We start from the raw sequence: 24,101 nt of genomic DNA, 5'->3' as shown, positions 1-24,101 counted from the left end.
CCGACCTTGGTCGGCACGGTGTTTCATCGATCGATCAGACGTCTGCGCCGACCAAGGTCGGCGTCTACCAGAGCAGTCGCGCGCCGTCGTTGGAATCAATCCCAGGCCGGGGCGATGCCTTCCGGGTTGGCCAGGCGATGGCCGCGGTCGAGCTTGGCGATCTGTGCCATGTCTTCGTCGGTCAGGCGGATCGCTGCCGCTTCCAGGTTGCTCGCCAGGTTCTCGCGCTTGGTCGAGGACGGAATGACCGAGAAACCCTGCTGCAGCGCCCAGGCCAGCGCGACCTGCGCCGGCGTGGCCTGGTGGCGTCCGGCAATGGCCTGGATCACCGGGTCCTTGATCACCTCGCCGTAGGCCAGGCTCATGTAGGCGGTGATGTGGATGCCGTTGTCCTGCAGGAACTTCACCAGCAGGCGATTCTGCAGGTAGGGGTGGATTTCGATCTGGTTGGTGGCAATGGCACCGGCGCCGAGGATGCCGATCGCCTTGCGGGTCTGCGCGATGGTGAAGTTGGAGATGCCGATCTCGCGGGCCAGGCCCTGCGCCTTGGCTTCAGCCAGTGCGGCCAGGTACTCCTCCATCGGCACGTCGACCTTGTCGTTCGGCGATGGCCAGTGGATCAGCGCCAGGTCGACGTACTCGGTTCGCAGCTTTTCCAGGCTGGTGCGCAGGCTGGCCAGCAGCGCATCGCGCTTGAACGCGGTGATCCAGACCTTGGTGGTCAGGTAGATGTCGTCGCGCGGCACGCCGGAATCGGCGATGGCCTGGCCGACCTCGGCTTCGTTGCCGTAGATCTGCGCGGTATCGATGGCGCGGTAGCCGACCGCCAGCGCGTTGCGCACGGAGTCGATCACGGTCTGGTCTTTCAGGCGGAAGGTACCGAGACCGAAGGCGGGGACAGTCATGGGGGCTCCAGCAGAGGGGGAGGGAGGCGGGAATATCCACGAAAGGGTAGGCCAGCGGCCGTGTGCATGCCGGCAACGGTGCATTGCATCGACGTGTACGAAGGCAGGTGGTGGTGGGTGCGGACCGTTGGTCCGCACTGTTCATGCCGCCACCCGTGCAGCGTTGGACGCTGCCGGCCAGCGGCCGGCACTCCCCCTGTCTGCGCTCGACGGTAGTGCCGGCCGCTGGCCGGCAACCGGATCAATCAAGCCGCGCGTGCCAGCCCGCCCTTCGCCGCCGCCGTGGTCGACAGGTCGAACACATCCACCGCATCGATCAGGCGGTTGGCCTGCTGCTCCAGGCTGCGCGCGGCGGCGCTGGCTTCTTCCACCAGCGCGGCGTTCTGCTGGGTCGTGCCGTCCATCTGGATCACGGTCTGGCTGACCTGTTCGATGCCCGCGCTCTGCTCCTGCGAGGCCGCGGAGATCTCGGCCATGATGTCGGTCACGCGCTGCACCGATGCAACGATCTCGGCCATGGTGTCGCCTGCCTCGCGCACGCGCTGTGCGCCATGGCCAACCTGTTCCACCGAGGCTTCGATCAGTGACTTGATCTCCTTCGCGGCTGCCGCCGAGCGCTGCGCCAGCGTACGCACTTCGCTGGCGACCACCGCGAAGCCGCGGCCCTGTTCGCCGGCGCGTGCCGCTTCCACCGCGGCATTCAGCGCCAGGATGTTGGTCTGGAACGCGATGCCATCGATCACGCTGATGATCTCGGCGATCTGCCGCGACGAGGTCTCGATCGCGCCCATCGTCGCCACCACCTGGCCGACCACGCTGCCACCGTGCGAGGCGACCGTATGGGCGCCGATCGCCAGCTGGTTGGCCTGGCGCGCATGTTCGGCGTTCTGGCGCACGGTGGAGGTCAGCTCCTCCATCGATGCCGCCGTCTCCTCCAGGTTGGCCGCCTGCTGCTCGGTGCGGCGCGACAGGTCATTGTTGCCGGCGGCGATCTCCGCGGCGGCGGTGTGGATGTTGCCGGAGGCGTGCTTGATGTCGGTGACGATGGTGGCCAGCTGCGTGGCGGTGGTATTGGCATCGCCGGCGATACGGGCGAACACCCCCTGGAAATCACCGTGCATGCGCGCGCCGAGACGGCCATCGGCGATCGCGCGCAGCATCGTCGAGACTTCGCCGAGGTTCAGTTCGGTAGTCTGCATCAGGCGGTTCAGGCCTTCGACCATTGCACGGAAATCATGCTCGAAGCGGGCACTGTCGCCGCGCTGGCTGAAGTCACCGACGGCCGCCGCCTCGGCCAGGCGGCGGATCTCGCCATTGATCAGGCCGAGGTTGTGCTTGGCCATGTCCAGCGCTTCGGTGATCACGGCCTTCTCGCCGGGCAGGCGTTCCATGTCCTGGCTGAGGTCGCCGACCGCGTAGCGGCCCATGATCGAGATCGCGCGCATCTTCACCCGGATATGCGCATCGACCAGTGCGTTGCAGTCGGCCACCATGGTGCCGAACGCGCCGGGGAAGGCAGCGGCGTCCATGCGATGGCTGATGGTGCCGGCTTCGTGCGCCTGCGCCATCGCGGCCTGTGCATCCAGCACGCTGCGCAGCGTGGATTGCACCGCCTGCATGGCCTGCGCGAGGCGACCGATCTCGTCGCGGCTGCGCACCTGTACGGCGTGCTGCAGGTCACCGGCGGCCACCGCGCGCGCCGCTGCTTCCACTGCCAGCACCGGCTGCACCACCGCACGCCGCAGCCACCAGGCCAGACCGATCAGCAGCAGCACGGCGGCCAGCACGGTCAGCGCCGCGCACAGCAGCAGGGTCTGCCGGGCCTGCTGCGAACGGGACGCCACCGCCGCTTCAGCCACCTGCGTGGCGTGCGTGCTCAGCGCATCCAGAGCCATCGCCACCGGGCGATCCTTGCCGCGCACCAGGTTGTCGCCAGCCGCGGGATCGTAGCCGGCCGCGGCAAATGCCTGCAGCGCCGCGTGATAGTCCTGCTGCAGCTGCGCGTGCAGGCCAACGAACGCCTGCGCCAGCTCACGCGTGCGCGGGTCCGGGCTGGTGGCCAGACCCTTGGCCAGCTGCCCGACCAGGCGGCCTTCGCTGTCGAAGCCATCCAGATGGCGTTGGCGCAGCGCATCGTCGTGCCCGCGCAGCAGCACGTTCTTCCATTCCTGCACCTGGCCACGGAACTCACGCTGCAGGCGTTCGGCATCGCGGCTGTGCGCGACTTCGGGCGGGACCTCGGTGGACAACTTCAACCAGGCGGAGGCCAGGCCTGCCAGCGCGCACAGCAGGACCACGGCCAAGCCAACAGAGACCGCGCCGAGCAGCTTGGACTGCAGGCGCGGAGCACGGACAGACGCATTCATCGGGAAGCACTCTCGGGAAGGGGCAATGCGGTATCGACCCGCTACGCTTCCGCTGAAGTGCGACGAACATCACATTAGCGTTTCGTTTAGTGATGTGAAGGAAGTGTTTCATAGGACAAATGTGTCCATATGGAACAAATGCGGACCCCTGGACAGGGGATATAAATGTAACTAATGTAGTTACATGAAATCCGCGAACCCGCTCTCTGACGCCCTGCATGTGATGGCGCATCTGGTCGGCCAGGATGGCCCGCGCACCTCCGGGCAGCTGGCGTCCTGCCTGCCGACCCATCCGGTGGTGATCCGCCGTCTGCTGGCGCAGCTGCACAAGGCCGGCCTGGTACGCAGCACCCGCGGTCATGGCGGTGGCAGCCAGCTGGCCCGCGACGCTGCAACGATCACCCTGCATGACATCTATCTGGCCGTGGGCGCACCACCGCTGGTGCAGGTCGGCGCCCGCGACGCCGGCGGCGGCTGCCCGATCCAGCAGCTGGTCAACAGCGCGCTGCTGGAGGGGGCGCGCGAGGCACAGCGGTTGCTGGAGGCGCGCCTGCGGGCGACCACGCTGGACCAGCTCGGCGCCGACTTCGCCCGCCATCTCGCCCATCACCGTTCCCTGGAAGGTCCTCATGAATCCTGATGTGCTCATCGTCGGCGGCAGCTACGCCGGCATTGCCGCCGGCCTGATCCTGGCCCGCGCCCGGCGGCCGGTCACCGTCATCGACGCCGGCTCGCCGCGCAACCGCTTCGCCAGCCATTCGCACGGGGTGCCAGGGCTGGATGGCATCAGCGGCGCCGAGCTGCTGAAGACCGCGCGCCAGCAGCTGCTGGATTACCCCAGCGTGCGCTGGGTGCATGCCGAGGCTGTGCAGGCCAACGCCAGCGCAGAGGGCGTGGAAGTACGTACCGCCGATGGCCAGGTGCTGGCCGCGCGCAAGCTGCTGCTGGCCAGCGGTATCGCCGACCAGCTGCCGGAACTGCCCGGGCTGGCCGAGCGCTGGGGCAGCACCGTGCTGCACTGCCCCTACTGCCATGGTTACGAAGTGGGTGGCGGCGCCATCGGCCTGCTTGGCGGCCATCCGATGTCCGCCGGCAAGGCGCCGCTGTTTGCCGACTGGGGCAATGTCACCTTCTTCAGCCAGGGCCTGCCGATCACCGATGAGGAACGGGCTGCCATGCAGCAGCGCGGCGTGCAGATCGAGACCTCGCCGGTGCTGGGCGTGCAGGGCGACCAGCCGACCTGGCTGGAAGTGGAGCTGGCCGATGGCCGCCGCATCGCCCAGCGTGCGCTGTTCGTACCGGCCACCCAGGCGATGGCCACGCCATTGGTGCAGCAGCTTGGCTGCACCTTGGTCGAGAGCCCGCTGGGGGTGCTGATCGAGGTCGACATGATGAAGCAGACCTCGGTGCCGAACGTGTATGCCGCAGGCGATGCGACGACGGTCGGCAACATCACCCTGGCCATGGCCGAAGGCGTGCGCGCGGGCATCGGCGTGCATCATGCGCTGGTGGCCGAAGACAGCGTGCCGCGCTGAATGTGCCGGGGTCAGATCCCTTTCGCAGAAAGCGATCTGACCCCCGACGCGACGTGCTGCTCTGGTAGAGGCCGGCCTTGGCCGGCACCGCTCCGTTACCCCTTCACGCACAGCACCTGGCGCAGGGTGTGCACCACCTCGACCAGGTCCAGCTGCGCTGCCATCACATCGTCGATCGACTTGTACGCGGCCGGTGACTCGTCCAGCACGCCGCTGTCCTTGCGGCATTCCACGTGCGCGGTGGCCTCGCGGTGCTGGGCCAGCGTGATCTGCTGGCGCGCCGTGCCACGGCTCATCACCCGGCCGGCACCGTGGCTGCAGCTGTGGAAGCTGTCGGCGTTGCCCTTGCCGCGCACGATGTAGCTGAGCGTGCCCATGCTGCCGGGAATGATGCCCAGCTCGCCTTCGCGCGCACTCACCGCCCCCTTCCGGGTCACCAGCAGTTCCTGGCCGTGGTGCGTCTCCTTCTGCACGTAGTTGTGGTGGCAGTTCACCGCCATCGCTGCCAGCTGGAACTTCGGCAAGCGGTGGCGCATCTCGGCCAGCACGCGCGACATCATCGCCTCGCGGTTCTGCCGGGCGTAGTCCTGCGCCCACGACACGGCTTCGACGTAGTCATCGAACAGCGGCTCGCCTTCCATGAAGAACGCCAGGTCCTTGTCCGGCAGGTGGAAGCCGAGCACGCGCCGGGCCAGTTCCTCGCGCGCCTTCTCGATGAAGTAGGTGCCGATCAGGTTGCCGGTGCCGCGCGATCCGCTGTGCAGCATCACCCACACCGTGTCCGTCTCGTCCAGGCACAGTTCGATGAAGTGGTTGCCACCACCCAGCGTACCCAGCTGGCGGTCGAGCTTGTCGGTGCGGATTCTGCGGTGCCTGTCCTTGATCTTCTCCAGGCCGGCGGCCAGCCCGGACTGCACGAGCCGCGTGTGGATGCTGTCGGGCATGCGGTGATGCTCGCCGCCGCGTCCGTTGCCGACCGGAATGCTGCGCTCGATGCTGTTGCGCAGCTGCCGCAGGTCGTCGGGCAGGTCGTTGGCGCGCAGCGTGGTGCGTACCGCCGCCATGCCGCAGCCGATGCCGACGCCGACCGCGGCCGGGATGATCGCACCGCGGGTCGGGATCACCGAGCCGACGGTCGCGCCCTTGCCCAGGTGCACGTCCGGCATCACGGCCACCCACGGCCCGACGAACGGGATCGCGGCGATGTTGCGCAGCTGCTCATGCGCCTGTGCTTCCAGCGGCACACCGTTGACCCAGCCCTTGATCGGCGTGGTGCCCTCGGCGTGCAGCCATTGATAGTTGTGTTGAGTGTCCATGTCTTCGTGTATGTCCTTGATGGGCCGGCGGCGCGTCCCTGCGCCGCCGCTGCCCCCTACCTGATCGTCACCAGCTGCTTCAGCACGCCATCCAGGCCGCCGAATACGGTGAGCGTGTCGATCTTCTCGGTGACCTTCTCCAGTGCCTCCAGCTCCTTCAAGCGCATCAGCACCGGGTTGTCCTCGATCAGCTTTGCGGTGTTGAGCTGCGAACGCGTGGCGTTGGCCTCCTCGCGGCGACGGATCACGCTGGCCTGGGCCTGCTTCTCGGCCAGCACCACGCCATTGAGGATCTCCTTCATCTCGCCCGGCAGGATCACGTCCTTGATGCCCACGCCGAGCAGCCGCACGCCGTGGCCCTCGATCGCGGCCTGCACATGGGCGGCGATCTCGCCGTCCAGCGCCGCCTTGTCGCCCAGCAGCTCGTCCAGGCTGCGCGCGGCAATCGCCTGGCGCAGGCCGAACTGCAGCTGCCGGTAGACGAACTCATCGGCATTGCTGAGCGTGCGGTGTGCACGCACCGGGTCGATCACCTGCACGGTCGCGGCCAGGTTCACCCGCAGGGTCACCTTGTCGCGGCTGAGCAGCTCCTGGCCGGACACGTCCAGCGAACGTGCACGCAGTTCCACGCGCTCCACCGACACGTTGCCGTTGAAGTTCCAGAACGCGTGCAGGCCGGCGTCCAGCGTCTGCCGCAGCGTGCCATCGATGAACAGCAGGCCGACCGACTCGCTTGGCACGGTGCTGATCACCGCCACACGCGGCAGCACGCCCAGCTGGCCCAGGCGTTGCTGCACGTCCGCCGGGATGCGCGGCTCGTCACCCAGCGCCATCACGCGTACCTGGGTGTCGACCGAACCCCGCCAGTACAGACGGCGGCTGCCCGGCGGCAGCACTTCATCGATGCGGCCGTTGCGCAGCAACAGGCCGACTTCGGTGGCGCTGACATTGGCCATCACGAAGTGCGTGTCCAGCGTCGCGCCCAGTGCCTCGATCAGGCTGTCCTGGTCGCTGCCGGTATAGGCCGCGCCCTTCGATGCGGTGTGGATGTCCACGTGCGGGCGGCCGCCGAACGGCGACAGGCGGTGCACACCCGGCAGCAGGATCTGCTGGAAACGACGGTTGCGATACACCAGGCCGCGCTCGCCGTCGCCGATCACGACCTTGATGGTCCAGAACATGGGAGTCTCTCCTTGTATGGCTCTGGTGGTTCGACCCGTTGCGGATGAATCGCCATGACCCGGGTCGATCAGGTCGTGGCGCGGCCGCCTGCACACCACGTGCAGGCAGCGGAAGAGGGCGGCCATCGGCGGACGGTCCGCGCGCGGAGCCTTCGGTGCACCGGCAGTGCTGCCATCGCCGTTCCCGGCAGGCAGCACCGGGGCGGAACGTGGCTGGCAGTGGCGGCGGGCCGGGGCCCGGCGTGCGGTCCGTTGCCTTCCACGCCCCGCCCGAAGGCGATGGCGGTGGACTGCGACGATGGCCGCTGGGGCTTGCGCCCCGGGTGTTGCTTCAAGTCATGACGTGACAGGTCATGTGGTTTGGAGTGGGAGTCGAACCCACGACAGACGGAATCAGGATCCGTTGCTCTACCCTACTGAGCTATCCAGTTGGGGACCGCGCGGAATCGAACCGCGTACCGGCGAACCGGCGCCTGCCTCCAGCAGGCGATCCAAGCGATGGCATGTCCGCGACCTCCGGCATACGCCACGGCAACGCCGCGCGCACCAGCCCGTGATGGAAACGGGACCGTTGGAGAATCGAGGGTGCAGGCCACCGACATTATCGACGAGCGATAATGTTTTGATGCGATGCAGATAATGTCCGGGCGCAGCCGATCGCGCGAAGTAAATCCTTCGGCGGGGCGGGAGAAACCTGGGTCAGTGAGCGGCGGGTTGCCGCGCGGGGTGCAGTTCTGGCATCGCGGGTCCTTGTGCCGACGCAAACGAAAACGCCCCCGGGACTTGCGTTCCGAGGGCGTCGTCAGGCCTCGGAGATCGGGGTGGCCGATCTCCGCAGGGCGGGTATCAGGCCGTTGTCAGCTGGTCTTCCTTGCCAAACGCGCGCGCCAGCCCGTCCATGCGCAGGCATGGCAGCAGTTTGGCGATGGCGACGGAATGCGCGTTCAAGGGAAGTTTCCAGTGGTTGTTGAAACGAGGTGCGCACGATAAACCACGATTTAGTCGCGTGCAACCATTTTGTTCAATTGTTTTCTTCGGCACGTGGGCAATGCCGGCCGGCGGCCGGCACTACCGGGCCTCACGCTTCGGCGCTGGCGGCGTCCAGCTGCGCGACATCCTGCACGCTCAGCGACACGTTGGCCGCTGCCAGCAGATCGTGCAGCTGTTCGACGCTGGTGGCGCTGACGATCGGCGCGGTGATCGACGGCCGCGCGATCTGCCATGCCAGTGCGATCTGTGCGGCGCTGGCACTGTGCTTGCTGGCCACGTCATCCAGCGCCTGCAGGATGCGCAGGCCGCGCGGGTTCAGATAGCGCTTCACCACCGTTTCGCCACGTGCCGGGCTCTTGGCCGCATCGGCCGGTGTGCGGTACTTGCCGCTGAGGAAGCCACTGGCCAGGGCGTAGTAGCCGATCACGCCGATCTGTTCGCGCTGCACCAGCGGTTCCAGCTCCTTCTCGTAGCCGGCACGGTCGTACAGGTTGTACTCCGGCTGCAGGGTTTCGTAACGCGGCAGCTTGTAGTCGGTGGACACCTTCAGCGCATCGGCCAGGCGCGTGGCGCTGTAGTTGGAGGCACCGATGGCGCGCACCTTGCCGGCTTCGATCAGGCGGCCGAACGCGGCCAGGGTCGCTTCCAGTGGCGTCGACTCATCATCCTCGTGGGCCTGGTACAGATCGATCACGTCGGTCTGCAGGCGGCGCAGCGAATCCTCGACCGCCGCATTGATGTTGTCCGGGGTCAGGCCGGGGCGTTCGGCCCATTTGGCCACCTTGGTCGCCAGCACCACCTTGTCGCGCTTGCCGCTGCGCGCGAACCATTTGCCGATCAGCGTTTCCGATTCGCCGCCGGTGTTGCCCGGCACCCAGGCCGAATACACATCGGCGGTGTCGACCAGGTTGAAGCCGGCGTCGACGAAGGCATCGAGCAGGGCGAAGCTGGCCTTCTCATCGGCGCTCCAGCCGAACACGTTGCCACCGAAGGCGAGCGGACGTACATGCAGGCCGGAACGGCCCAGTTCGCGGGTTGCCGTCATGGGCACGGACTCCTTGGGGGAAGTGCTCCAGAATAAAACGCGTAGTGTGACCGTGCTGCGGCGGCGACCACAAAACAGTGTTCCGCGATACGCACGCGGCTAACGTTTTGTGAACACCTGGGGCGCCGCGGCTGCTAGTCTCGCCGCATCTTCCGCTGGAGTCGCTCCGATGATGCCTGCTTCGTCCCTGCGTGGTTGCCGCCTGCTGCTTGCTTCGGCCCTGCTTGCCGCTGTTCCTGCGTTTGCCGCACCGGCCACGGTCGCGCCGGCGAAGATCCAGGTGTCGCCGGCCATCGACGCGGCGGTGAAGGCGCCCACCCGCGATGCCAACAACGTCAAGCGCGACGGTTTCCGCCACCCGGCGCAGACGCTGTCGTTCTTCAAGGTGACGCCGGAAAAGACCGTCATCGAGATCACCCCCGGCAACGGCTGGTACTCGGAGATCCTGGCGCCGCTGCTGCACGACAAGGGCCACTACGTTGCTGCGGTGGTCGATCCGATGGCGGTGCCCGAAGGCCGCGGCCGTGACTACCAGCAGCGCAGCCGCGACAGCCTGGAAAGGAAGTACGCCGCTGCACCGGCACAGTTCGGCAAGACTGCCGTGGTGGCCTACGATCCGGCCAAGCCGGTGTTCGGCCCGGCCGGTTCAGCCGATGTGGTGCTGACCTTCCGCAACGTGCACAACTGGCGCAAGGCCGGCCAGGCGCAGGGCATGTTCCAGGGCTTCTTCAACGTGCTCAAGCCGGGCGGCGTGCTGGGCGTGGTCGAGCACCGCGCCAAGGCCGACGTGGCCGACGACGATGACACCGGCTATGTCGGCCAGCAGCAGGTGATCGCGATGGCCGAGGCCGCCGGCTTCAAGCTGGACGCGCGCAGTGAGGTCAACGCCAACCCGCGCGACACCAAGGACCACCCGAACGGCGTGTGGACGCTGCCGCCGACCAACCAGCACGACAAGGCCGATGATGCGAAGTACCAGGCGATCGGCGAAAGCGACCGCATGACCCTGCGCTTCATCAAGCCGTAAGAGGGGTGCCGGGCTGGCGCATGCTGACTCTGTAGAGCCGAGCCCATGCTCGGCTGCTGTTGCGTTCCGCCGTGCTGTGCGCGATGAGCCGAGCATGGGCTCGGCTCTACAGCCGAGTGGCGCGTGGCGCGGCATGGGACAATGCGCCACCCGCCGACTGCCGTGCCCGCAATGCTGATCGCCTTCAACAAGCCCTTCAACGTGCTCTGCCAGTTCACCGACCGCAGCGTACCGCCGCGGCCGACGCTGGCCGGGTTCGGCCTGCCGCCGCGCGTGTATGCCGCCGGTCGCCTGGACCATGACAGCGAAGGCCTGCTGCTGCTGACGGATAACGGCACGCTGGCGCACACGTTGACCGACCCGAAGCACAAGGCCGACAAGACCTACTGGGTGCAGGTGGAAGGCACGCCCAGCGATGAGCAGCTGCAACGGTTGCGCGATGGGGTGGAGCTGAATGACGGGCCGACCTTGCCGGCGAAGATCGAGCGCCTCGATCCGGCGCCGTCGCTGTGGACACGCGATCCGCCGGTGCGCTTCCGCAAGACCGTGCCCGATGCCTGGCTGGCGATCACGATCCGCGAGGGCCGCAACCGCCAGGTGCGGCGGATGACCGCGGCAGTGAACCTGCCAACGCTGCGGCTGGTGCGGGTGGCGATGGGGCCCTACCGGCTGGACGACCTGCAGCCGGGGCAGTGGCGGCAGATCGGTTGAAACAGAAAGGGCCGGATACCTCGCGGCATCCGGCCCTCTCGTAGCTGGTAGGGTCAGAGCCCTTCCTGCGGAAGGGGTCTGACCCGGGCAGCTTCACGCGTCGCTGCCGATATCGCTGTGCTCGTCCACCACGGTGTCGTTGCGGCGGTCGCGTGCGTTGATGCGCTGCGCCTGCCCATTCACCACGTGGCCATTGGCAGCCTTCTTCTTCTGCTGCTTGCGGTACAGCGCATAGCCCAGCAGGCCGACGCCGACGGCAGCCGCGGCAATGGTCACGGCCGGGTTGCGGCGGGCGAACTTGGTGGCGACCTTGCCGCCGGTCTTCACTGCGCCGAGGGCGGCGCCGGTCTTGATCCAGTCCGCGTTGCGCAGGCTGCCACCGGCGCTCTTCAGGCCATCGCCGGCGGTGTGGGCCAGCTCCAGGGCGCGCTCCAGAGCGCGGTCGGTGATTACGGTCAGCTTGCTCATGCGGGGGTCCTTTGCCTCGGGTCGAAGTCCAGTGTCGCGTGTTGCCCGTAAACGGTATGTCAGTCGGGGACGCACGTGGTGTGACTTTACCGCAGCCATTCAGGATCAGGCAGGCTCCGCACCCGGTAGTGCCGGCCGCTGGCCGGCAATGCTCTCCGCCTGGTGCCAGGGGGCTGCCGGCCAGCGGCCGGCACTACCAATCAGGTTCCGCGCGGCTTGGCCCGGTGCGTGGCCGTCGCCGTCCACGGATCATCCGGCCATGGGTGGCGCGGGTAACGGCCCTTCATCTCCTTTTTCACTTCGGCGTAGGTGCTTTCCCAGAAGTTGCGCAGATCCTGGGTGACCTGCAGCGGGCGGCCGCCGGGGGAGAGCAGGTGCAGGGTCAGCGGCACGCGGCCATCGGCGATGCGCGGCGTGTCGGCCAGGCCGAACAGTTCCTGCAGCTTCACCGCCAGCACCGGCGGCAGCGGATCGCCGCTCTCGCTGTCCAGCGCATAGGTGATCGGCCGCTCCAGTCCGGACGGCACGGTGATGCGGGTCGGCGCATGACGCTCGACCAACTGCCGTTGTGACCACTCCAGTGGCGATTTCAGCGCCTCGCCGAAGCTGGATTCATCCAGCGCATCCAGTCGCGTCCTGCCGGCGAACGCGGGCTGCAGCCATTGTGCGCGCGTGGCCAGCAGGGCATCGTCGCTGCAGTCGGGCAGGCCGAGCTCGGGCATCCAGCGCCGCAGCGATTCCACCCGTGCCTGCCACTGGCGCAGGCCCTCGGTCCACGGCAGCGCCTGCAGGCCGAGCTCGGCCACCGCATCGGTCAGCGCCTGCGCGGCGTGCTGCGGATCGACCCGGCCGGCCGAGCGGCTGTCCAGCACGATCCGGTCGAAACGGGTCTCGCGCAGCGCCACCAGGGCGCGTCGCTCGCTGTCCCAGCGCACCACGTCTTCGGTGACGAAGCGCTCCGGCCATGCCTTGCGCAGCTGGCCTTCATCCACCGGTGCGGCACGCAGCAGCAGCGCATCGCGCGCCTCGAAGCGCAGTTCGCTGGCCACCAGCCACGGCTCACCGCGCAGGTCACTCAGTTCGTGCAGGCGCGCGCTGCGGCCATTGGCCAGCAGGTAGCGCAGCGGATCGCCGGGATGCTGGAAACCGATCCGGTCGGGAAAGGCGTGTGCAAGCAGATCGCCCAGTTCGTGCGCCTCGATGCTGGCCGGCGGCGTAGCCTCGCAGCGCAGGCGGCGACGCCACTGCTTGGCGGCGGCATCAATGGCGGCCAGCCCGCTGCGGTTGGCATCGCCCGGCGCGCGGCCAGTGCGGAACGCGGCCAGTGCGCGCCAGCGGGCCGCCAGCGCGTCACCGCCCTGGCGCAGCGGGTCGCGCGCTTCCAGCAGGGCGGCCAGATCGGCGGCCAGCGCCTGCGCGCGGGCATCGGGCGCTGCCAGCAGCATCGCCGCCATCCGCGGGTGCGTACCCAGCGCCAGTACACGGCGCCCGAGTGCGGTGATCGCGCCCGAGTCCGACAGTGCACCCAGGCGTTGCAGCAGTTCGCGCGCCGCACCCATCGGGCCGGCCGGTGGCGGGTCGAGGAAGCGCAGGTCGCTGCTGCCCCACGCGGCCAGTTCCAGCGCCAGTCCGGCCAGTTCCACCTGGTCGATCTCGGCGCGGCGCTGCGGCTCCAGCCGCTGCGACTGCGGCCACAGCCGCCAGGCCACGCCCTCGGCCACGCGACCGGCACGGCCCGCGCGCTGGTCGGCCGACGCCTGCGCGATGGCCACCACGTCCAGCCGGGTGAAGCCGCTGTTGGGGTCGTAGCGCGGCTCGCGCGCCTGGCCGCTGTCGATCACCACGCGCACGCCGGGCAGGGTCACCGACGACTCGGCCACGTTGGTCGCCAGCACCACGCGACGGCGGCCATCGCTGGCGGCCTGCAACACGCGCGCCTGTTGTTCGACCGGCAGCTCGCCATGCAGCGCCAGCACCTCGACGTTGCCATCGAGTGACTCCTGCAGGCCGGCCTGGACGCGCGCGATCTCGCGCTGGCCGGGCAGGAACACCAGCAGGTCACCGGGGTGCTCGGCCAGTGCCTGCTGCACCGCGCGGCGCACCTGCAGTTCCAGGGCTTCATCGCGGCGCGCCGGGAAGTGGCTGATCGCCACCGGATAACTGCGGCCCTCGCTGCTCAGCCGCGGCGCATCGAGGAAGCGTGCCAGCCGCTCGCCGTCCAGCGTGGCCGACATCACCACCAGGCGCAGGTCGTCGCGCAGCTGCGCCTGCACGTCCAGCGCCAGCGCCAGGCCCAGATCCCCACTGAGATGGCGCTCGTGGAATTCATCGAACAGGATCGCGCCGACGGTTTCCAGCATCGGGTCGTCCTGCAGCATCCGGGTCAGGATGCCCTCGGTGACCACCTCGATGCGGGTGCGCGCGGAGACCTTGTTCTCGAAGCGGATGCGGTAGCCGACCGTGCCGCCGACCTCCTCACCCAGCTGCCGTGCCATGAACAGCGCCGCGCTGCGCGCGGCGACCCGGCGTGGTTCCAGCAGGATGATCTTGCGGCCCTGCAGCCACGGCGCGTCGAGCAACGCCAGCGGCACCTGGGTGGTCTTGCCGGCACCGGGCGGGGCCTCCAGCACCAGCCGTGGTTGCACGGCCAGCTGCTGCTGGATCTGCGGCAGCAGCGGGGAAATCGGGAAGAACGGGGCGTTCATATGCAAAGGATAAGGGGCCACGGCAGGCGCAGGTACAATGCGCGGGCACTTTTCCCCCGCGATGACCATGCACCTGATCGATATCGGCGCCAACCTGACCCACGACTCCTTCGACCGCGACCGCGATGCCGTGCTGGACCGCGCGCGCCAGGCCGGCGTGGTGCAGATGGTCATCACCGGTGCCAGCCGCGAGCACTCGCCACTGGCCCTGCAGTTGGCCCAGCAGCACCCCGGCTTCCTGTACGCCACCGCCGGCGTGCACCCGCACCACGCGGTGGAATACACCGAGGAATGCGATGCCGAAATGCGCGCGCTGCATGCCCACCCGGAAGTAGTGGCGGTGGGGGAGTGCGGGCTGGACTACTTCCGCGATTTCTCGCCGCGCCCGGCCCAGCACCGCGCGTTCGAGCGCCAGCTGCAGCTGGCCGCGGACAATGGCAAGCCCCTGTTCCTGCACCAGCGCGATGCGCATGCCGATTTCATGGCACAGATGAAGAACTTCGAAGGCCGCATCGGCCCGGCGGTGGTGCATTGCTTCACCGGTGAGCGTGACGAGCTGTTCGACTACCTGGACCAGGACTGGTACATCGGCATCACCGGCTGGCTGTGCGACGAGCGCCGTGGCGCGCACCTGCGCGAACTGGTGAAGAACATCCCGGCCAACCGCCTGATGATCGAGACCGACGCACCGTACCTGCTGCCGCGCACGCTGAAGCCGATGCCGAAGGACCGCCGCAACGAACCGATGTTCCTGTCGCACATCGTGGAAGAACTGGCGCGTGACCGTGGCGAGGACGTGGCAGTGACCGCCGCGAATGCAACGGCCGCGACGCGTACGTTCTTCCGCCTGCCCGGCGCAGGTTGATGGTAGTGCCGGCCGCTGGCCGGCAACACGATTGATTGCCGGCCAGCGGCCGGCACTACCGGAGCAGGTCGCGCAGGCCCTCACGGTAGCTGGGGAACCGCGGCGCCCACGCCAGTGCTTCACGCGTGCCACGGCTGTCGATGCGCTTGTTGCTCTGGTAGAAGCGTCGCAGGGTCGGGCTGAGTGCAGGGTCGTCCCATGCCACGGCAGGTGGCATCGCAAACCCGCCCAGCTGCGCGGCGAAGGCCAGTACCTCCTGCGGCGGTGCCGGCTCGTCATCGGCCGGCAGATACAGGCCATCCACGCACGGCCGCTGCATCGACGCGATAACGACCGTCACCAGGTCATCCACGTGCAGCCGGTTGAATAGCAGCCCGGGACGCACTACGTGGCGGGCACGTCCCTGCGCCAGCTGCAGCAGCGCATTGCGCCCCGGCCCGTACAGGCCGGGCAGGCGGAACACTGCCGATGCGATGCCGCGTTCTCCTGCAAGCTCACGCCATTGCGCTTCGGCCCGCAGGCGCTGCACGCCGGCTGCTTCAGTGGCATCGGCTGCGCTGCGCTCGTGGACCCAGCCGCCGGCGCGGTCGGCATACACCGAGGTGGACGACAGATAGCCCACCCAGCGCAATGCCGGGCTGGCCCGCAGCGCGGGCAACAGCAGGCGCAGCGCAGGATCGCCATCGGCGTCGGGTGGCACGCTGCACAGTACGGCCTCGGCCTGCGCGATCTCATCGAGCAGGGCGGGCGATGGCGTGGCATCGGCACCCAGCGGATGGCGACGCAGACCATCGCGTGGTGCCGATGCGGGATCGCGTACCGTGCCAGCGACGTGTGCGCCCAATGCCTGCAGATGTCGGGCCAGCGCACAGCCACTCCAGCCCAGCCCGAGGATCAGCACCCGCGAGGGCGATGCACTGGCGGCGGAGATGATGCTCACGCGCCGCGCAGTGCCTGGTAGGCCTGCAGGCTGCTGTAGGCGACCTGCAGCAGCAGGGCTTCCTGGTCGGCCTTGCGCGCGCGGGCCAGCATGTCGCCGACGATCTGTTCGGCCTCCACCTGTTGGCCGGCTTCCAGGTCACGCAGCATCGATGCCTTCAGTGCCGAGCCGGCCTGGGTCAGGGTGTCGCGCGCGGTGTCCTGCGCGGCCACGGGAACCGGTTCACCGGCGGCTTCGGCCACGGCCAGGCATTCGTCGTACAGGCCGCGCACGATCGCCTCGCCATCATCGGTGGCAACGATGGTGCCGATGTCGGCGCGCAGCAGGCAGGTCGCCGCCGCCAGCGCGGTAAGGAAGGTGTACTTGATCCATTGTTCCTGGCCGATGTGTTCGCTGGCCAGGTGATCAAGATGGGCCTGCGCGCAGACCGCAGCGAAGGCGCGCACGCGCGCCGAGGCCGCGCCGCTGTCGCGCTCGCCGAAGGTGAGCTTGGCCGGTTTGCCCAGGTGCAGCACCGCACCGTCGGGGGCCTTGGTGGCGCTGATGAAGCACAGGCCACCAAGCACGGCGTCGCGGCCGAAGCGCGCGTCCAGTGCGTTGTAGTGATGCAGGCCGTTGAGGATCGGCAGCACGGTGGTGCCTGCGCCCACGGCCGGGGCAATGGCGTCGATCGAGCTGTCCAGGTCGTAGGCCTTGCAGCTGAGGATGACCAGGTCGAACGGCTTCTGCGCGGCCAATGCGGGCAGTGCATCAGCGGTGACATGCTGCACGGGGAAGCTGGCATCGCCGAGCGGGCTGCGGATGACCAGGCCGTCGCGATCCAGCTGGGCGGCGCGCGCGGGGCGCACGAGGAAGGTCACGTCCACACCGGCCTGGGCCAGGCGACCACCGAAGTAACCGCCGGTACCGCCGGCGCCGAGGATCAGGATGCGCATTGCACGTTCACCGTGTTCTGGGGAATCAGGATTTCGATTGTGCCGGAGATCGCGGCCAACGGCGGTGCCCCTCGTGGTGGTTCGCGGGAAGCACGGTTCAGTGGGGTTGGCTGGGTGCGGCCACCACGGAAAACAGATCAGGAGCGGAAGCGGGCCGCTCGCTGCGCGAGCGCGTGTAGAACCGCGCTCAGGGCAGCTGTTCGCTGAAGCCTTCGGTGTATCCCAATAGAAGCGTGGTGCGGGAGGACAGCGTTGCAGCCAGTTGTGACCAGGTGTCGTGCGTTCCGGCAGCGTAGACGCGCTGCAGGTCCGCGACCAGAGCGTCCGCTTCCGCAGGCGACGGCGCGCTGTCACGCTGGAAGCCCAGCCACGATGCGCCAAGCCCGAACAGGCGGTAGTCGTAATGCTCTTGCAGGTGCCGGATCAGGGCGTGGTTCTGGAAGATGTTCCAGTCCGCGCTGAAGTAGCCGTTGGGCAGGGCGGCGATCAGCAGGTCGTCACGATCCACGGGCACCTGTTGCACGCAGACCACCTCGTCGACGATGAGATCCGGTGCGGCATTGGCCGCGACCAATGCCTCGATGTCTGCGTCATTGCACATCAGCGTGCCCGCCAGCGTGCTCCATTCCAGCCGATGCGTCGAATGCTCAAGCTGCGCGACCACATGCGCCAGCAACCGCCCGCGTGCCGCCAACGCATCGTCGGGGGTCGCCGGGTCTTCGTCCTCGTAGAGCGCGATGCGCGCGTCGTCTGACGCGTGCATGCTGGTGTAGCGGCACTGGCCGGCATCATCGAGCGTGCACAGGTAGCGATACCGGGGATCAGCCGCGTGCCGCGAGGCCAGGTATTCCAGCACCTCATCCAGCGTGGGTGAATCGCCCAGCAACGCATGGCTGAAGGCATCGATGGGGCCGTCCGACACGGCTTTGTCCAGCGCAATGGAAGTGATCTTCATCGCCACAGCCTAGCTGCAATCCCGAACGAGAAAAGCGGAACATCGGCTTTGCCGTGAAAGCTCCATCCACGCATGGCGTCCATCCATCGTGTCGACCAAGGTCGACACCTACCAGCAGCAGCGCAGAACGACATCCCGGCAGATCGCCGGAATTTGCCATCCCCCGGATAGTCAGCTTTTGCCGTTGCCGTTGCCGTTGCCGTTGCCGTTGAAGTTGACGTTGCCGTTGAAGTTGACGTTGATTCGGCGGGTGCAGGGCCGCAGGCCCTGCAGGCCACCCTTAGCTGCGCATGCCCACGCCACGGCGCAGCAGCCACAGCGCCAGCGCCGTCAGCGCCACCACGAAGCCGATCATCAACCCATAGGCCACCGGCAGCGGCACATCGCTGCTGCCCAGCAGGCCATAGCGGAACGCATTGACCATGTAGAAGATCGGGTTCGCGTGCGTGGCCGCTTCGGCCCAGCCCGGCAGCAGCTTCACCGAATAGAACACGCCACCCAGGTAGGTCAGCGGGGTCAGGATGAAGGTCGGCACGATCGCCACGTCGTCGAACTTCTTCGCATACACCGCATTGATGAAACCGGCCAGCGAGAAGATCGTCGCGCCCAGGATCACCGTGGTCAGCATCACCAGCGGGTGCGGAATGCGCACCGGGGTGAAGAACATCGCGATGATCAGCACGATCACGCCCACCATCAGGCCGCGCAGCACGGCGCCGGCCACGTAGCCCCACAGGATCACCCAGTTCGGCATCGGGCTGACCAGCAGCTCTTCCACGTGGCGGCCGAACTTGGCACCGAAGAACGAGGAACTGATGTTGCCGTAGCTGTTCTGGATCACGCTCATCATCACCAGGCCCGGCACGATGAACTGCATGTACGTGTAGCCGCCCATGTCACCCACGCGCGACCCGATCAGGTTGCCGAAGATCAGGAAGTACAGGGTCATGGTGATCGCCGGCGGCACCAGGGTCTGGCCCCAGATGCGCATGATGCGGGCGACTTCGCGGCGCACGATGGTCATCAGTGCGATGCGGTTGCGCTGGCCGTCGGTCAGCTCGGTGGTGCTCATGCAGGCTTCTCCAGGTTGCCGGTGAGGCGCACGAACAGCTCCTCCAGGCGGTTGCTCTTGGTACGCATCGAACGCACGCGGATACCGGCCTCGTTGAGCGTGGCGAACACGCGGTTGAGGTCCATTGCGCGCGGCATGTCGATGTCCAGCGTGTGCGGGTCCGGCGCGGTCAGGGTCGCGCCCTCGATCACCGGCAGCTGCGCCGGCAGGTCACCGTCGATGTCCAGCAGGAAGCCCTCCACGTCCAGCTTGGCCAGCAGGGTGCGCATCGGCCCCTGCTCGACGATCTGGCCATGGTTGATGATCGCCAGGTGGCGGCACAGGTACTCGGCTTCTTCCAGATAGTGCGTGGTGAGGATGATCGTGGTGCCGGCAGCGTTGATCTCCTTCAGCACGCGCCACATGTCGCGGCGGATCTCGATGTCCACGCCGGCGGTCGGCTCATCCAGGATCAGCAGGCGTGGGCGGGTCATCATTGCGCGGGCGATCATCAGCCGGCGCTTCATGCCGCCGGACAGCGTGCGGCTCATCACCTGCGCCTTTTCCCACAGGTGGGCCCGCTTCAGTTCCTCTTCGGCGCGCTGCTCCGCTTCCTCGCGCGGCACGCCGTAGAAGCCGGCGTAGTTCACCAGGATGTCGAAGGGCTTTTCGAACAGGTTGAAGTTGATTTCCTGCGGCACCAGCCCGATCAGGCGCATGGTGGCGCTGCGGTTGCGCACCAGGTCGCTGCCGAACACCTCCACCTGGCCCTCGCTGAGGTTGACCAGGGAGCTGATGATGCCGATCAGGGTCGACTTGCCGGCACCGTTGGGGCCCAGCAGGGCGAAGAAGTCGCCCGGGGCCACTTCCAGGGAAACCCCCTTCAGGGCCTGGGTGCCGTTGTCGTAGGTCTTGCGCAGGTCGCGCACGCGCAGGGCGGGCGCCGTATCGTTCTGGGATGCCAAGCTCGAAGCCTTCGCGCCCATGGGCTGGCGCTGGAGAGGGGCGGGGAGGGGCTATTATAGAAGACCCCGAGGGCTTGCCCCGGCTACACACTGTCCCGAAAAGTCGTGCCTGTTCAATTCCCCCTCAAGCTGGTCGGCCGCCGCATGCTGGCCCCGACCGTCGGCCACTACCAGTTCGTGCGTGACGATGGGCAGCCGCTGGATTTCCAGCCCGGCCAGTTCATCCAGGTCCATTTCAGCTACGCCGATGGCACCGAAACCAAGCGCAGCTACTCGCTGGCGACCATTCACGACCACGCACTGGGCCCGGGCGAGGCGGTGGATATCGCGGTCAGCTTCGTGCCCGGTGGCGCCGCCACCGCGCTGTTCGAGGCGCTGGAGCACGGCGGCCAGATCAGTGCGTCCGGCCCCTACGGCCGCTTCTGCCTGAATCCCGGTGACCACAATGCCCGCTACCTGCTGATCGCCACCGGTACCGGCGTTACCCCGTACCGCTCGATGCTGCCGCTGCTGGAAAAGGCCATGGCCGAACGTGGTGCGCAGATCGTGCTGCTGCAGGGCGCGCGCAGCCCGGGCGAGCTGCTGTACAGCGAGGACTTCTACAGCTTCGCCGAAAAACACCCGAACTTCCGCTATGTTCCGTGCCTGTCGCGCGAACTGCCCGCCGATCCGCATCCGGACGTGCAGCACGGTTACGTGCAGCAGGCGCTGGCCGGTTTCACGCCGGACCCGGCCACGGACATCGCCTACCTGTGCGGCAACCCGGACATGGTCGATGCCTGCGCCGAGCTGCTGAAGGCCGCCGGCCTGGGCAACCCGCAGATCCGCCGCGAGAAGTACGTAAGTTCAACCTAGCCGTGATGCTAGTTCACCTTCTTTGCTTGCAGATCGAGGTCACTTAGCATCGGTACGTCCTCCCTCGCCGCAATCGAATGCGCTGGATCCTTCCCCCTAGCGGCTTCTTCATTGAAGCCAATGTCCCAAAACTGCAGTTCATTCCCATTGAATCGCCCAGGGTTCCGTAGACACCTCGCAGCCATAAACTATGGCTTAGGCGGAGGTGGTTATGAGCACGAAGCGGTACACCGATGAGTTCAAGATCGAGGCGGTCCGACAGATCGTTGAGTACGGCCGTCCGGTAGCGGAGGTTGCCGAGCGACTGGGCGTGTCGATCCATAGTCTTTACGGCTGGAAGCGGCAACAAGGCAAAGGCGATGTTGGCCGGCGTGTCGAGCAGGACCAGAACGCGGAAGTGCGCCGCCTCAAGGCTGAGCTACGCAGGGTCACTGAAGAGCGAGACATCCTAAAAAAAGCCGCCGCGTACTTTGCAAAGGGGTAAGAGCAAAGTACGCCTTCATGAAGCAACACGCAGATGAGTTCGGCCTCGCGGCGATGTGTCGGATGCTTGGCGTCCATCGCAGTGGCTACTACGCCTGGCTAAAAGAGCCGGCAAGCGCTCGCGACAAGGACGATCAGCGGTTGCTCGGCCTAATCAAGCACAGCTGGCTGGAAAGCGGCTCTGTGTATGGCCACCGCAAAGTGACCACAGATCTGCGCGAGCTTGGCGAGACGTGTAGTCGTCATCGCGTGGCACGCTTGATGAAGAGCGAGGGGCTGCGGGCAATGGTCGGCTACGGTCGGCGACCACGCCCATTGAGCGGCCCTGTTGGATCAGTCGCCAAGAACGTTCTGGCTCGCGGCTTCAAAGTCAGTGAGCCAAATCGCGCGTGGGTCACGGACATCACCTACATCCGCACGTACGACGGCTTCCTGTACTTGGCGGTAGTGCTTGATCTGTTTTCGCGTCAGGTCGTTGGATGGGCAACCCGACCAACTCAACATACGGACCTGGTTTTGCAGGCGCTATTGGCTGCAGTGTGGCGGCGCAAGCCAAGCCCCGGGCTTCTGCTTCACTCCGACCAGGGAACCCAGTTCACCAGCGAAGACTGGCAGAGCTTCCTGCGCGAGCACGACATCGTGTGCAGCATGAGTCGACGAGGAAACTGCCATGACAACGCAGCGATGGAGAGCTTCTTCCAGCTACTGAAGCGGGAGCGTATTAAGCGGAGGATCTACAGCAATCACGACGAGGCACGGGCCGACGTCTTCCAGTACATCGAGATGTTCTACAACCCAAAACGGCGGCACAGTTCCAACGACGGGCTGTCCCCGGTAGAGTTCGAGAAGCAGTACGCACTAAACGGCTGACGACTGTCTAGAAAACCCTGGGCGATTCACTCCATAGGGTTGAGCTATTGTCGATTTGAGACCGTTAGATGGCCGCCATTAGTCATCAGTCAGGTAGTCATCCCGAAATTCGCCCCCTTGCCACACTGCTGCCGGCCGGCGCCGAGATTGGAGCCCGGCAACGAGAAGAGAGCTAGGAATCTCAGAGAAAACGCTAGCTGGCCTGACGCCGATCGCCTAGCCAACGGTGAAGTCGAGGGGAGAGATGAAGCAGAGTTTGGGCTTCCGAGGGATGCCTGAAGCCTCTGGATGCGGATCCCAATAGGCGCCCTGCTTGTCTTCAGCTATCTATAGGCTGAATGAATTATTCAGGCATTTCGACTAGCTATTTGTAAGTGCGAGCCCTGCCAAGGGTTAGTGGGCTAGCAATGTGGTTGAGCTTCTCTATGTCAGCAGCAAATAGGTCCGGCTGGTGCCGGCCGCGGGCCGGCAACCCCACGAACCTGGTAGTGCCGGCCGCTGGCCGGCAACCGCACGAACCCCGGTAGTGCCGGCCGCTGGCCGGCAACCGCACGAACCCCGGTAGTGCCGGCCGCTGGCCGGCAACCCTGGAAACCGGAGGCGACCCCACGCCGCCCCCGGTGCCCTGCCTTCAGTACTCGATCCAGGCATCACGCCAGGCAGAGCCGGTACCCGGGCGGTAGGCCTCTGCATTGATGTTGCACCAGGCGCCTTCCGGGAACGGGCGGCAGGCATACAGCTTGCCGTCGGTGCCCTTCACCACGGTCTGGCCCGGCGTGTAGCTGCCGATATCCGCGGGGTATACGAAGTCGTAGTCGTCAGCCGGCGGCGGATCGATCGGATCGACCGGATCCGGCACGCGGGTATCGAGCTGGAACAGGTGGCCTGGCTTCAGATAGACGCGGTTCCCGGTAGCCGAGGCGACGGGCGTGATCACGCCGTTCTTCATCACCCCCACGCGCGCCTGCTGCGCAGTGCCATTGACCTTGTGGGCCAGTGCCAGCGGCCACTGGTTCGCAGCGGTCTGGCCGGCGGCAAGGGTGATCTGCGGGCTTTCCAGATCGTTGCCCTGGGCGTTGAAGACCCGCAGGGTCAGGATGGTGCCCACGTCCAGCGCACCACGGGCAGTGACCGGACCCGCGTCCTGCCACTGCGGCGGCGGGGTCACACCACCGCCCCCCTCGAAGCGCACGTCTGCGCAGGTATAGAACGCCTCGCCCGAATCCGAGCGCTGCCAGGTGTTGTAGATGATGTGCTGGCCGCTGCGCTTGGGTAGCGGGCAGTCCAGCTTGTAGACGTCACCGGAGACCGGCACGTTGCCCAGCGTGCAGAATTCCTGCAGGTCGGCCCAGCGCAGCGGGCTGCCCGGTTGCCAGCCATCGCGGGTGACATAGAACTTCCACTCGCGGGTGGCATGCGGGGCCGGCGCCTTGAACTCGAACGCGTAGTGGCCACGGGCGTCGGCACGGATCGGCGAGGTCTGCCAGTCACTGCGGTTCAGATCCAGGCCGCGGTACTTGCTGTTGCCGCCGCTGCACAACTCGCCATCGGGCACGACGGCCTGGTGGTTGCCATGGGCCTCGGCCTGGTTGATCCCGGCCCAGTCATAGAACGGTTGCGCACCACCGATGGCCTTGGCGGCAGCGCAGGCGGGGTTGGTGGGATTTTCGGGATTGCCCTGGTAACAGGCATAGACACGGCTGGCGGGTTTGGACAGGGTGCCGTGGGCGAACGCGCTGCCAGAGGTGGCAATGCCTGCGATCACAGACAGCGTGATGACGGTCCGGTGTGACAGATGCATGGAGATCTCCTGTGGGTGGTGAAACCCCGCGAAGTCTCGGCATCCCACCCGCCCGCATCCATCGGATTACGTTGAAAAAAGCATCGCGTGGTTGCATATGGGAACGGCTTCCCACTCACACGCTGGCGCGTC

The 24,101-nt window shown here is 67.0% G+C and carries 21 protein-coding genes and 1 tRNA gene; 7 read left to right on the top strand and 15 right to left on the bottom strand.

Features of this window, described 5'->3' with window-relative positions; translation table 11 throughout:
* Positions 1-95: 95 nt before the first annotated feature.
* A complete protein-coding gene (gene dkgB, locus ACT6SE_RS20340) occupies positions 96-905 on the bottom strand; it encodes a 2,5-didehydrogluconate reductase DkgB (protein ID WP_046433168.1) in 810 nt (269 codons plus the stop codon).
* A 245-nt stretch (positions 906-1,150) separates the two neighbouring features.
* On the bottom strand, positions 1,151-3,271 hold the full coding sequence (locus tag ACT6SE_RS20335) for a methyl-accepting chemotaxis protein (protein ID WP_046433163.1): 2,121 nt from the start codon (positions 3,269-3,271) through the stop codon (positions 1,151-1,153).
* 184 nt (positions 3,272-3,455) lie between these two features.
* Between ACT6SE_RS20335 and ACT6SE_RS20330 the strand changes: the two genes are divergently transcribed.
* Positions 3,456-3,911: an Rrf2 family transcriptional regulator gene (locus ACT6SE_RS20330; RefSeq protein WP_046433160.1), complete on the top strand. Its 456-nt coding sequence runs from the start codon at positions 3,456-3,458 to the stop codon at positions 3,909-3,911.
* A complete protein-coding gene (locus tag ACT6SE_RS20325) occupies positions 3,901-4,806 on the top strand; it encodes an NAD(P)/FAD-dependent oxidoreductase (RefSeq protein ID WP_046433157.1) in 906 nt (301 codons plus the stop codon). Before ACT6SE_RS20330 ends, ACT6SE_RS20325 begins: the two co-directional genes overlap by 11 nt.
* Positions 4,807-4,901: 95 nt before the next feature.
* On the opposite strand, the gene ACT6SE_RS20320 is transcribed toward ACT6SE_RS20325, so the two are convergent.
* From ACT6SE_RS20320 to ACT6SE_RS20305, 4 genes are all read right to left on the bottom strand, one after another.
* A complete protein-coding gene (locus tag ACT6SE_RS20320; RefSeq protein WP_444811046.1) occupies positions 4,902-6,122 on the bottom strand; it encodes an RtcB family protein in 1,221 nt (406 codons plus the stop codon).
* A 56-nt stretch (positions 6,123-6,178) separates the two neighbouring features.
* The gene (locus ACT6SE_RS20315) at positions 6,179-7,303 is read right to left on the bottom strand and encodes a slipin family protein (RefSeq protein WP_046433154.1); all 1,125 of its coding nucleotides are present in this window, start codon (positions 7,301-7,303) and stop codon (positions 6,179-6,181) included.
* Between the two features lie 356 nt (positions 7,304-7,659).
* Positions 7,660-7,732 (bottom strand) — tRNA-Gln (locus tag ACT6SE_RS20310).
* A gap of 649 nt (positions 7,733-8,381) precedes the next feature.
* A complete protein-coding gene (locus ACT6SE_RS20305) occupies positions 8,382-9,338 on the bottom strand; it encodes an aldo/keto reductase (RefSeq protein WP_046433152.1) in 957 nt (318 codons plus the stop codon).
* A 169-nt stretch (positions 9,339-9,507) separates the two neighbouring features.
* On the opposite strand from ACT6SE_RS20305, the gene ACT6SE_RS20300 reads away from it, so the two are divergent.
* Positions 9,508-10,365, top strand: a complete 858-nt coding sequence (locus tag ACT6SE_RS20300; protein WP_046433148.1) for a class I SAM-dependent methyltransferase — start codon at positions 9,508-9,510, stop codon at positions 10,363-10,365.
* A gap of 171 nt (positions 10,366-10,536) precedes the next feature.
* A complete protein-coding gene (locus tag ACT6SE_RS20295) occupies positions 10,537-11,076 on the top strand; it encodes a pseudouridine synthase (protein ID WP_014648817.1) in 540 nt (179 codons plus the stop codon).
* 93 nt (positions 11,077-11,169) lie between these two features.
* Here ACT6SE_RS20295 and ACT6SE_RS20290 read toward each other — a convergent pair whose 3' ends face one another.
* Both ACT6SE_RS20290 and hrpB read right to left on the bottom strand, forming a co-directional pair.
* The gene (locus ACT6SE_RS20290) at positions 11,170-11,544 is read right to left on the bottom strand and encodes a hypothetical protein (RefSeq protein ID WP_005411574.1); all 375 of its coding nucleotides are present in this window, start codon (positions 11,542-11,544) and stop codon (positions 11,170-11,172) included.
* A gap of 200 nt (positions 11,545-11,744) precedes the next feature.
* Positions 11,745-14,249: an ATP-dependent helicase HrpB gene (gene hrpB, locus ACT6SE_RS20285; RefSeq protein ID WP_444811045.1), complete on the bottom strand. Its 2,505-nt coding sequence runs from the start codon at positions 14,247-14,249 to the stop codon at positions 11,745-11,747.
* 67 nt (positions 14,250-14,316) lie between these two features.
* Here hrpB and ACT6SE_RS20280 point away from each other — a divergent pair, with 67 nt between their 5' ends.
* A complete protein-coding gene (locus tag ACT6SE_RS20280; protein ID WP_046433165.1) occupies positions 14,317-15,114 on the top strand; it encodes a TatD family hydrolase in 798 nt (265 codons plus the stop codon).
* Positions 15,115-15,169: 55 nt separating this feature from the next.
* On the opposite strand, the gene ACT6SE_RS20275 is transcribed toward ACT6SE_RS20280, so the two are convergent.
* The 6 genes from ACT6SE_RS20275 to ACT6SE_RS20250 form a co-directional block, all read right to left on the bottom strand.
* Positions 15,170-16,054, bottom strand: coding sequence for an epimerase (locus ACT6SE_RS20275; RefSeq protein ID WP_046433142.1), 885 nt, complete (start codon positions 16,052-16,054; stop codon positions 15,170-15,172).
* Positions 16,051-16,989, bottom strand: a complete 939-nt coding sequence (gene panE, locus ACT6SE_RS20270) for a 2-dehydropantoate 2-reductase (RefSeq protein WP_046433139.1) — start codon at positions 16,987-16,989, stop codon at positions 16,051-16,053. Before panE ends, ACT6SE_RS20275 begins: the two co-directional genes overlap by 4 nt.
* A gap of 187 nt (positions 16,990-17,176) precedes the next feature.
* The gene (locus tag ACT6SE_RS20265; protein WP_041863959.1) at positions 17,177-17,944 is read right to left on the bottom strand and encodes a hypothetical protein; all 768 of its coding nucleotides are present in this window, start codon (positions 17,942-17,944) and stop codon (positions 17,177-17,179) included.
* 171 nt (positions 17,945-18,115) lie between these two features.
* Positions 18,116-18,247 (bottom strand): hypothetical protein, encoded by a 132-nt coding sequence (locus tag ACT6SE_RS20260; protein WP_258008287.1) that lies wholly within the window; start codon positions 18,245-18,247, stop codon positions 18,116-18,118.
* On the bottom strand, positions 18,225-19,016 hold the full coding sequence (locus ACT6SE_RS20255; protein ID WP_014038898.1) for an ABC transporter permease: 792 nt from the start codon (positions 19,014-19,016) through the stop codon (positions 18,225-18,227). Before ACT6SE_RS20255 ends, ACT6SE_RS20260 begins: the two co-directional genes overlap by 23 nt.
* Positions 19,013-19,981 carry an ABC transporter ATP-binding protein gene (locus ACT6SE_RS20250; protein ID WP_005411567.1) on the bottom strand — a complete coding sequence of 323 codons (969 nt, stop codon included), beginning with the start codon at positions 19,979-19,981 and terminating at the stop codon, positions 19,013-19,015. Before ACT6SE_RS20250 ends, ACT6SE_RS20255 begins: the two co-directional genes overlap by 4 nt.
* Before the next feature lie 84 nt (positions 19,982-20,065).
* Here ACT6SE_RS20250 and ACT6SE_RS20245 point away from each other — a divergent pair, with 84 nt between their 5' ends.
* Together ACT6SE_RS20245 and ACT6SE_RS20240 are read left to right on the top strand one after the other, a co-directional pair.
* Entirely contained in the window at positions 20,066-20,815 is a 750-nt protein-coding gene (locus ACT6SE_RS20245) for a ferredoxin--NADP reductase (RefSeq protein ID WP_080342787.1), read from the top strand.
* Between the two features lie 211 nt (positions 20,816-21,026).
* Positions 21,027-22,168 (top strand): IS3-like element ISStma9 family transposase gene (locus ACT6SE_RS20240; protein WP_087944428.1). Its coding sequence is split into 2 segments (ribosomal slippage): positions 21,027-21,264 and positions 21,264-22,168, totalling 1,143 coding nucleotides; the frame shifts between segments, so codons are not numbered across the junction.
* A 631-nt stretch (positions 22,169-22,799) separates the two neighbouring features.
* Here ACT6SE_RS20240 and ACT6SE_RS20235 read toward each other — a convergent pair.
* A complete protein-coding gene (locus ACT6SE_RS20235) occupies positions 22,800-23,969 on the bottom strand; it encodes a lytic polysaccharide monooxygenase (protein WP_046433118.1) in 1,170 nt (389 codons plus the stop codon).
* Positions 23,970-24,101: the final 132 nt, after the last annotated feature.

The sequence above is a fragment of the Stenotrophomonas sp. LC732 genome (genome assembly GCF_052446685.1).
GTDB classification, from domain to species: domain Bacteria; phylum Pseudomonadota; class Gammaproteobacteria; order Xanthomonadales; family Xanthomonadaceae; genus Stenotrophomonas; species Stenotrophomonas muris.
This window is presented reverse-complemented; position numbering and strand designations above follow the sequence as displayed.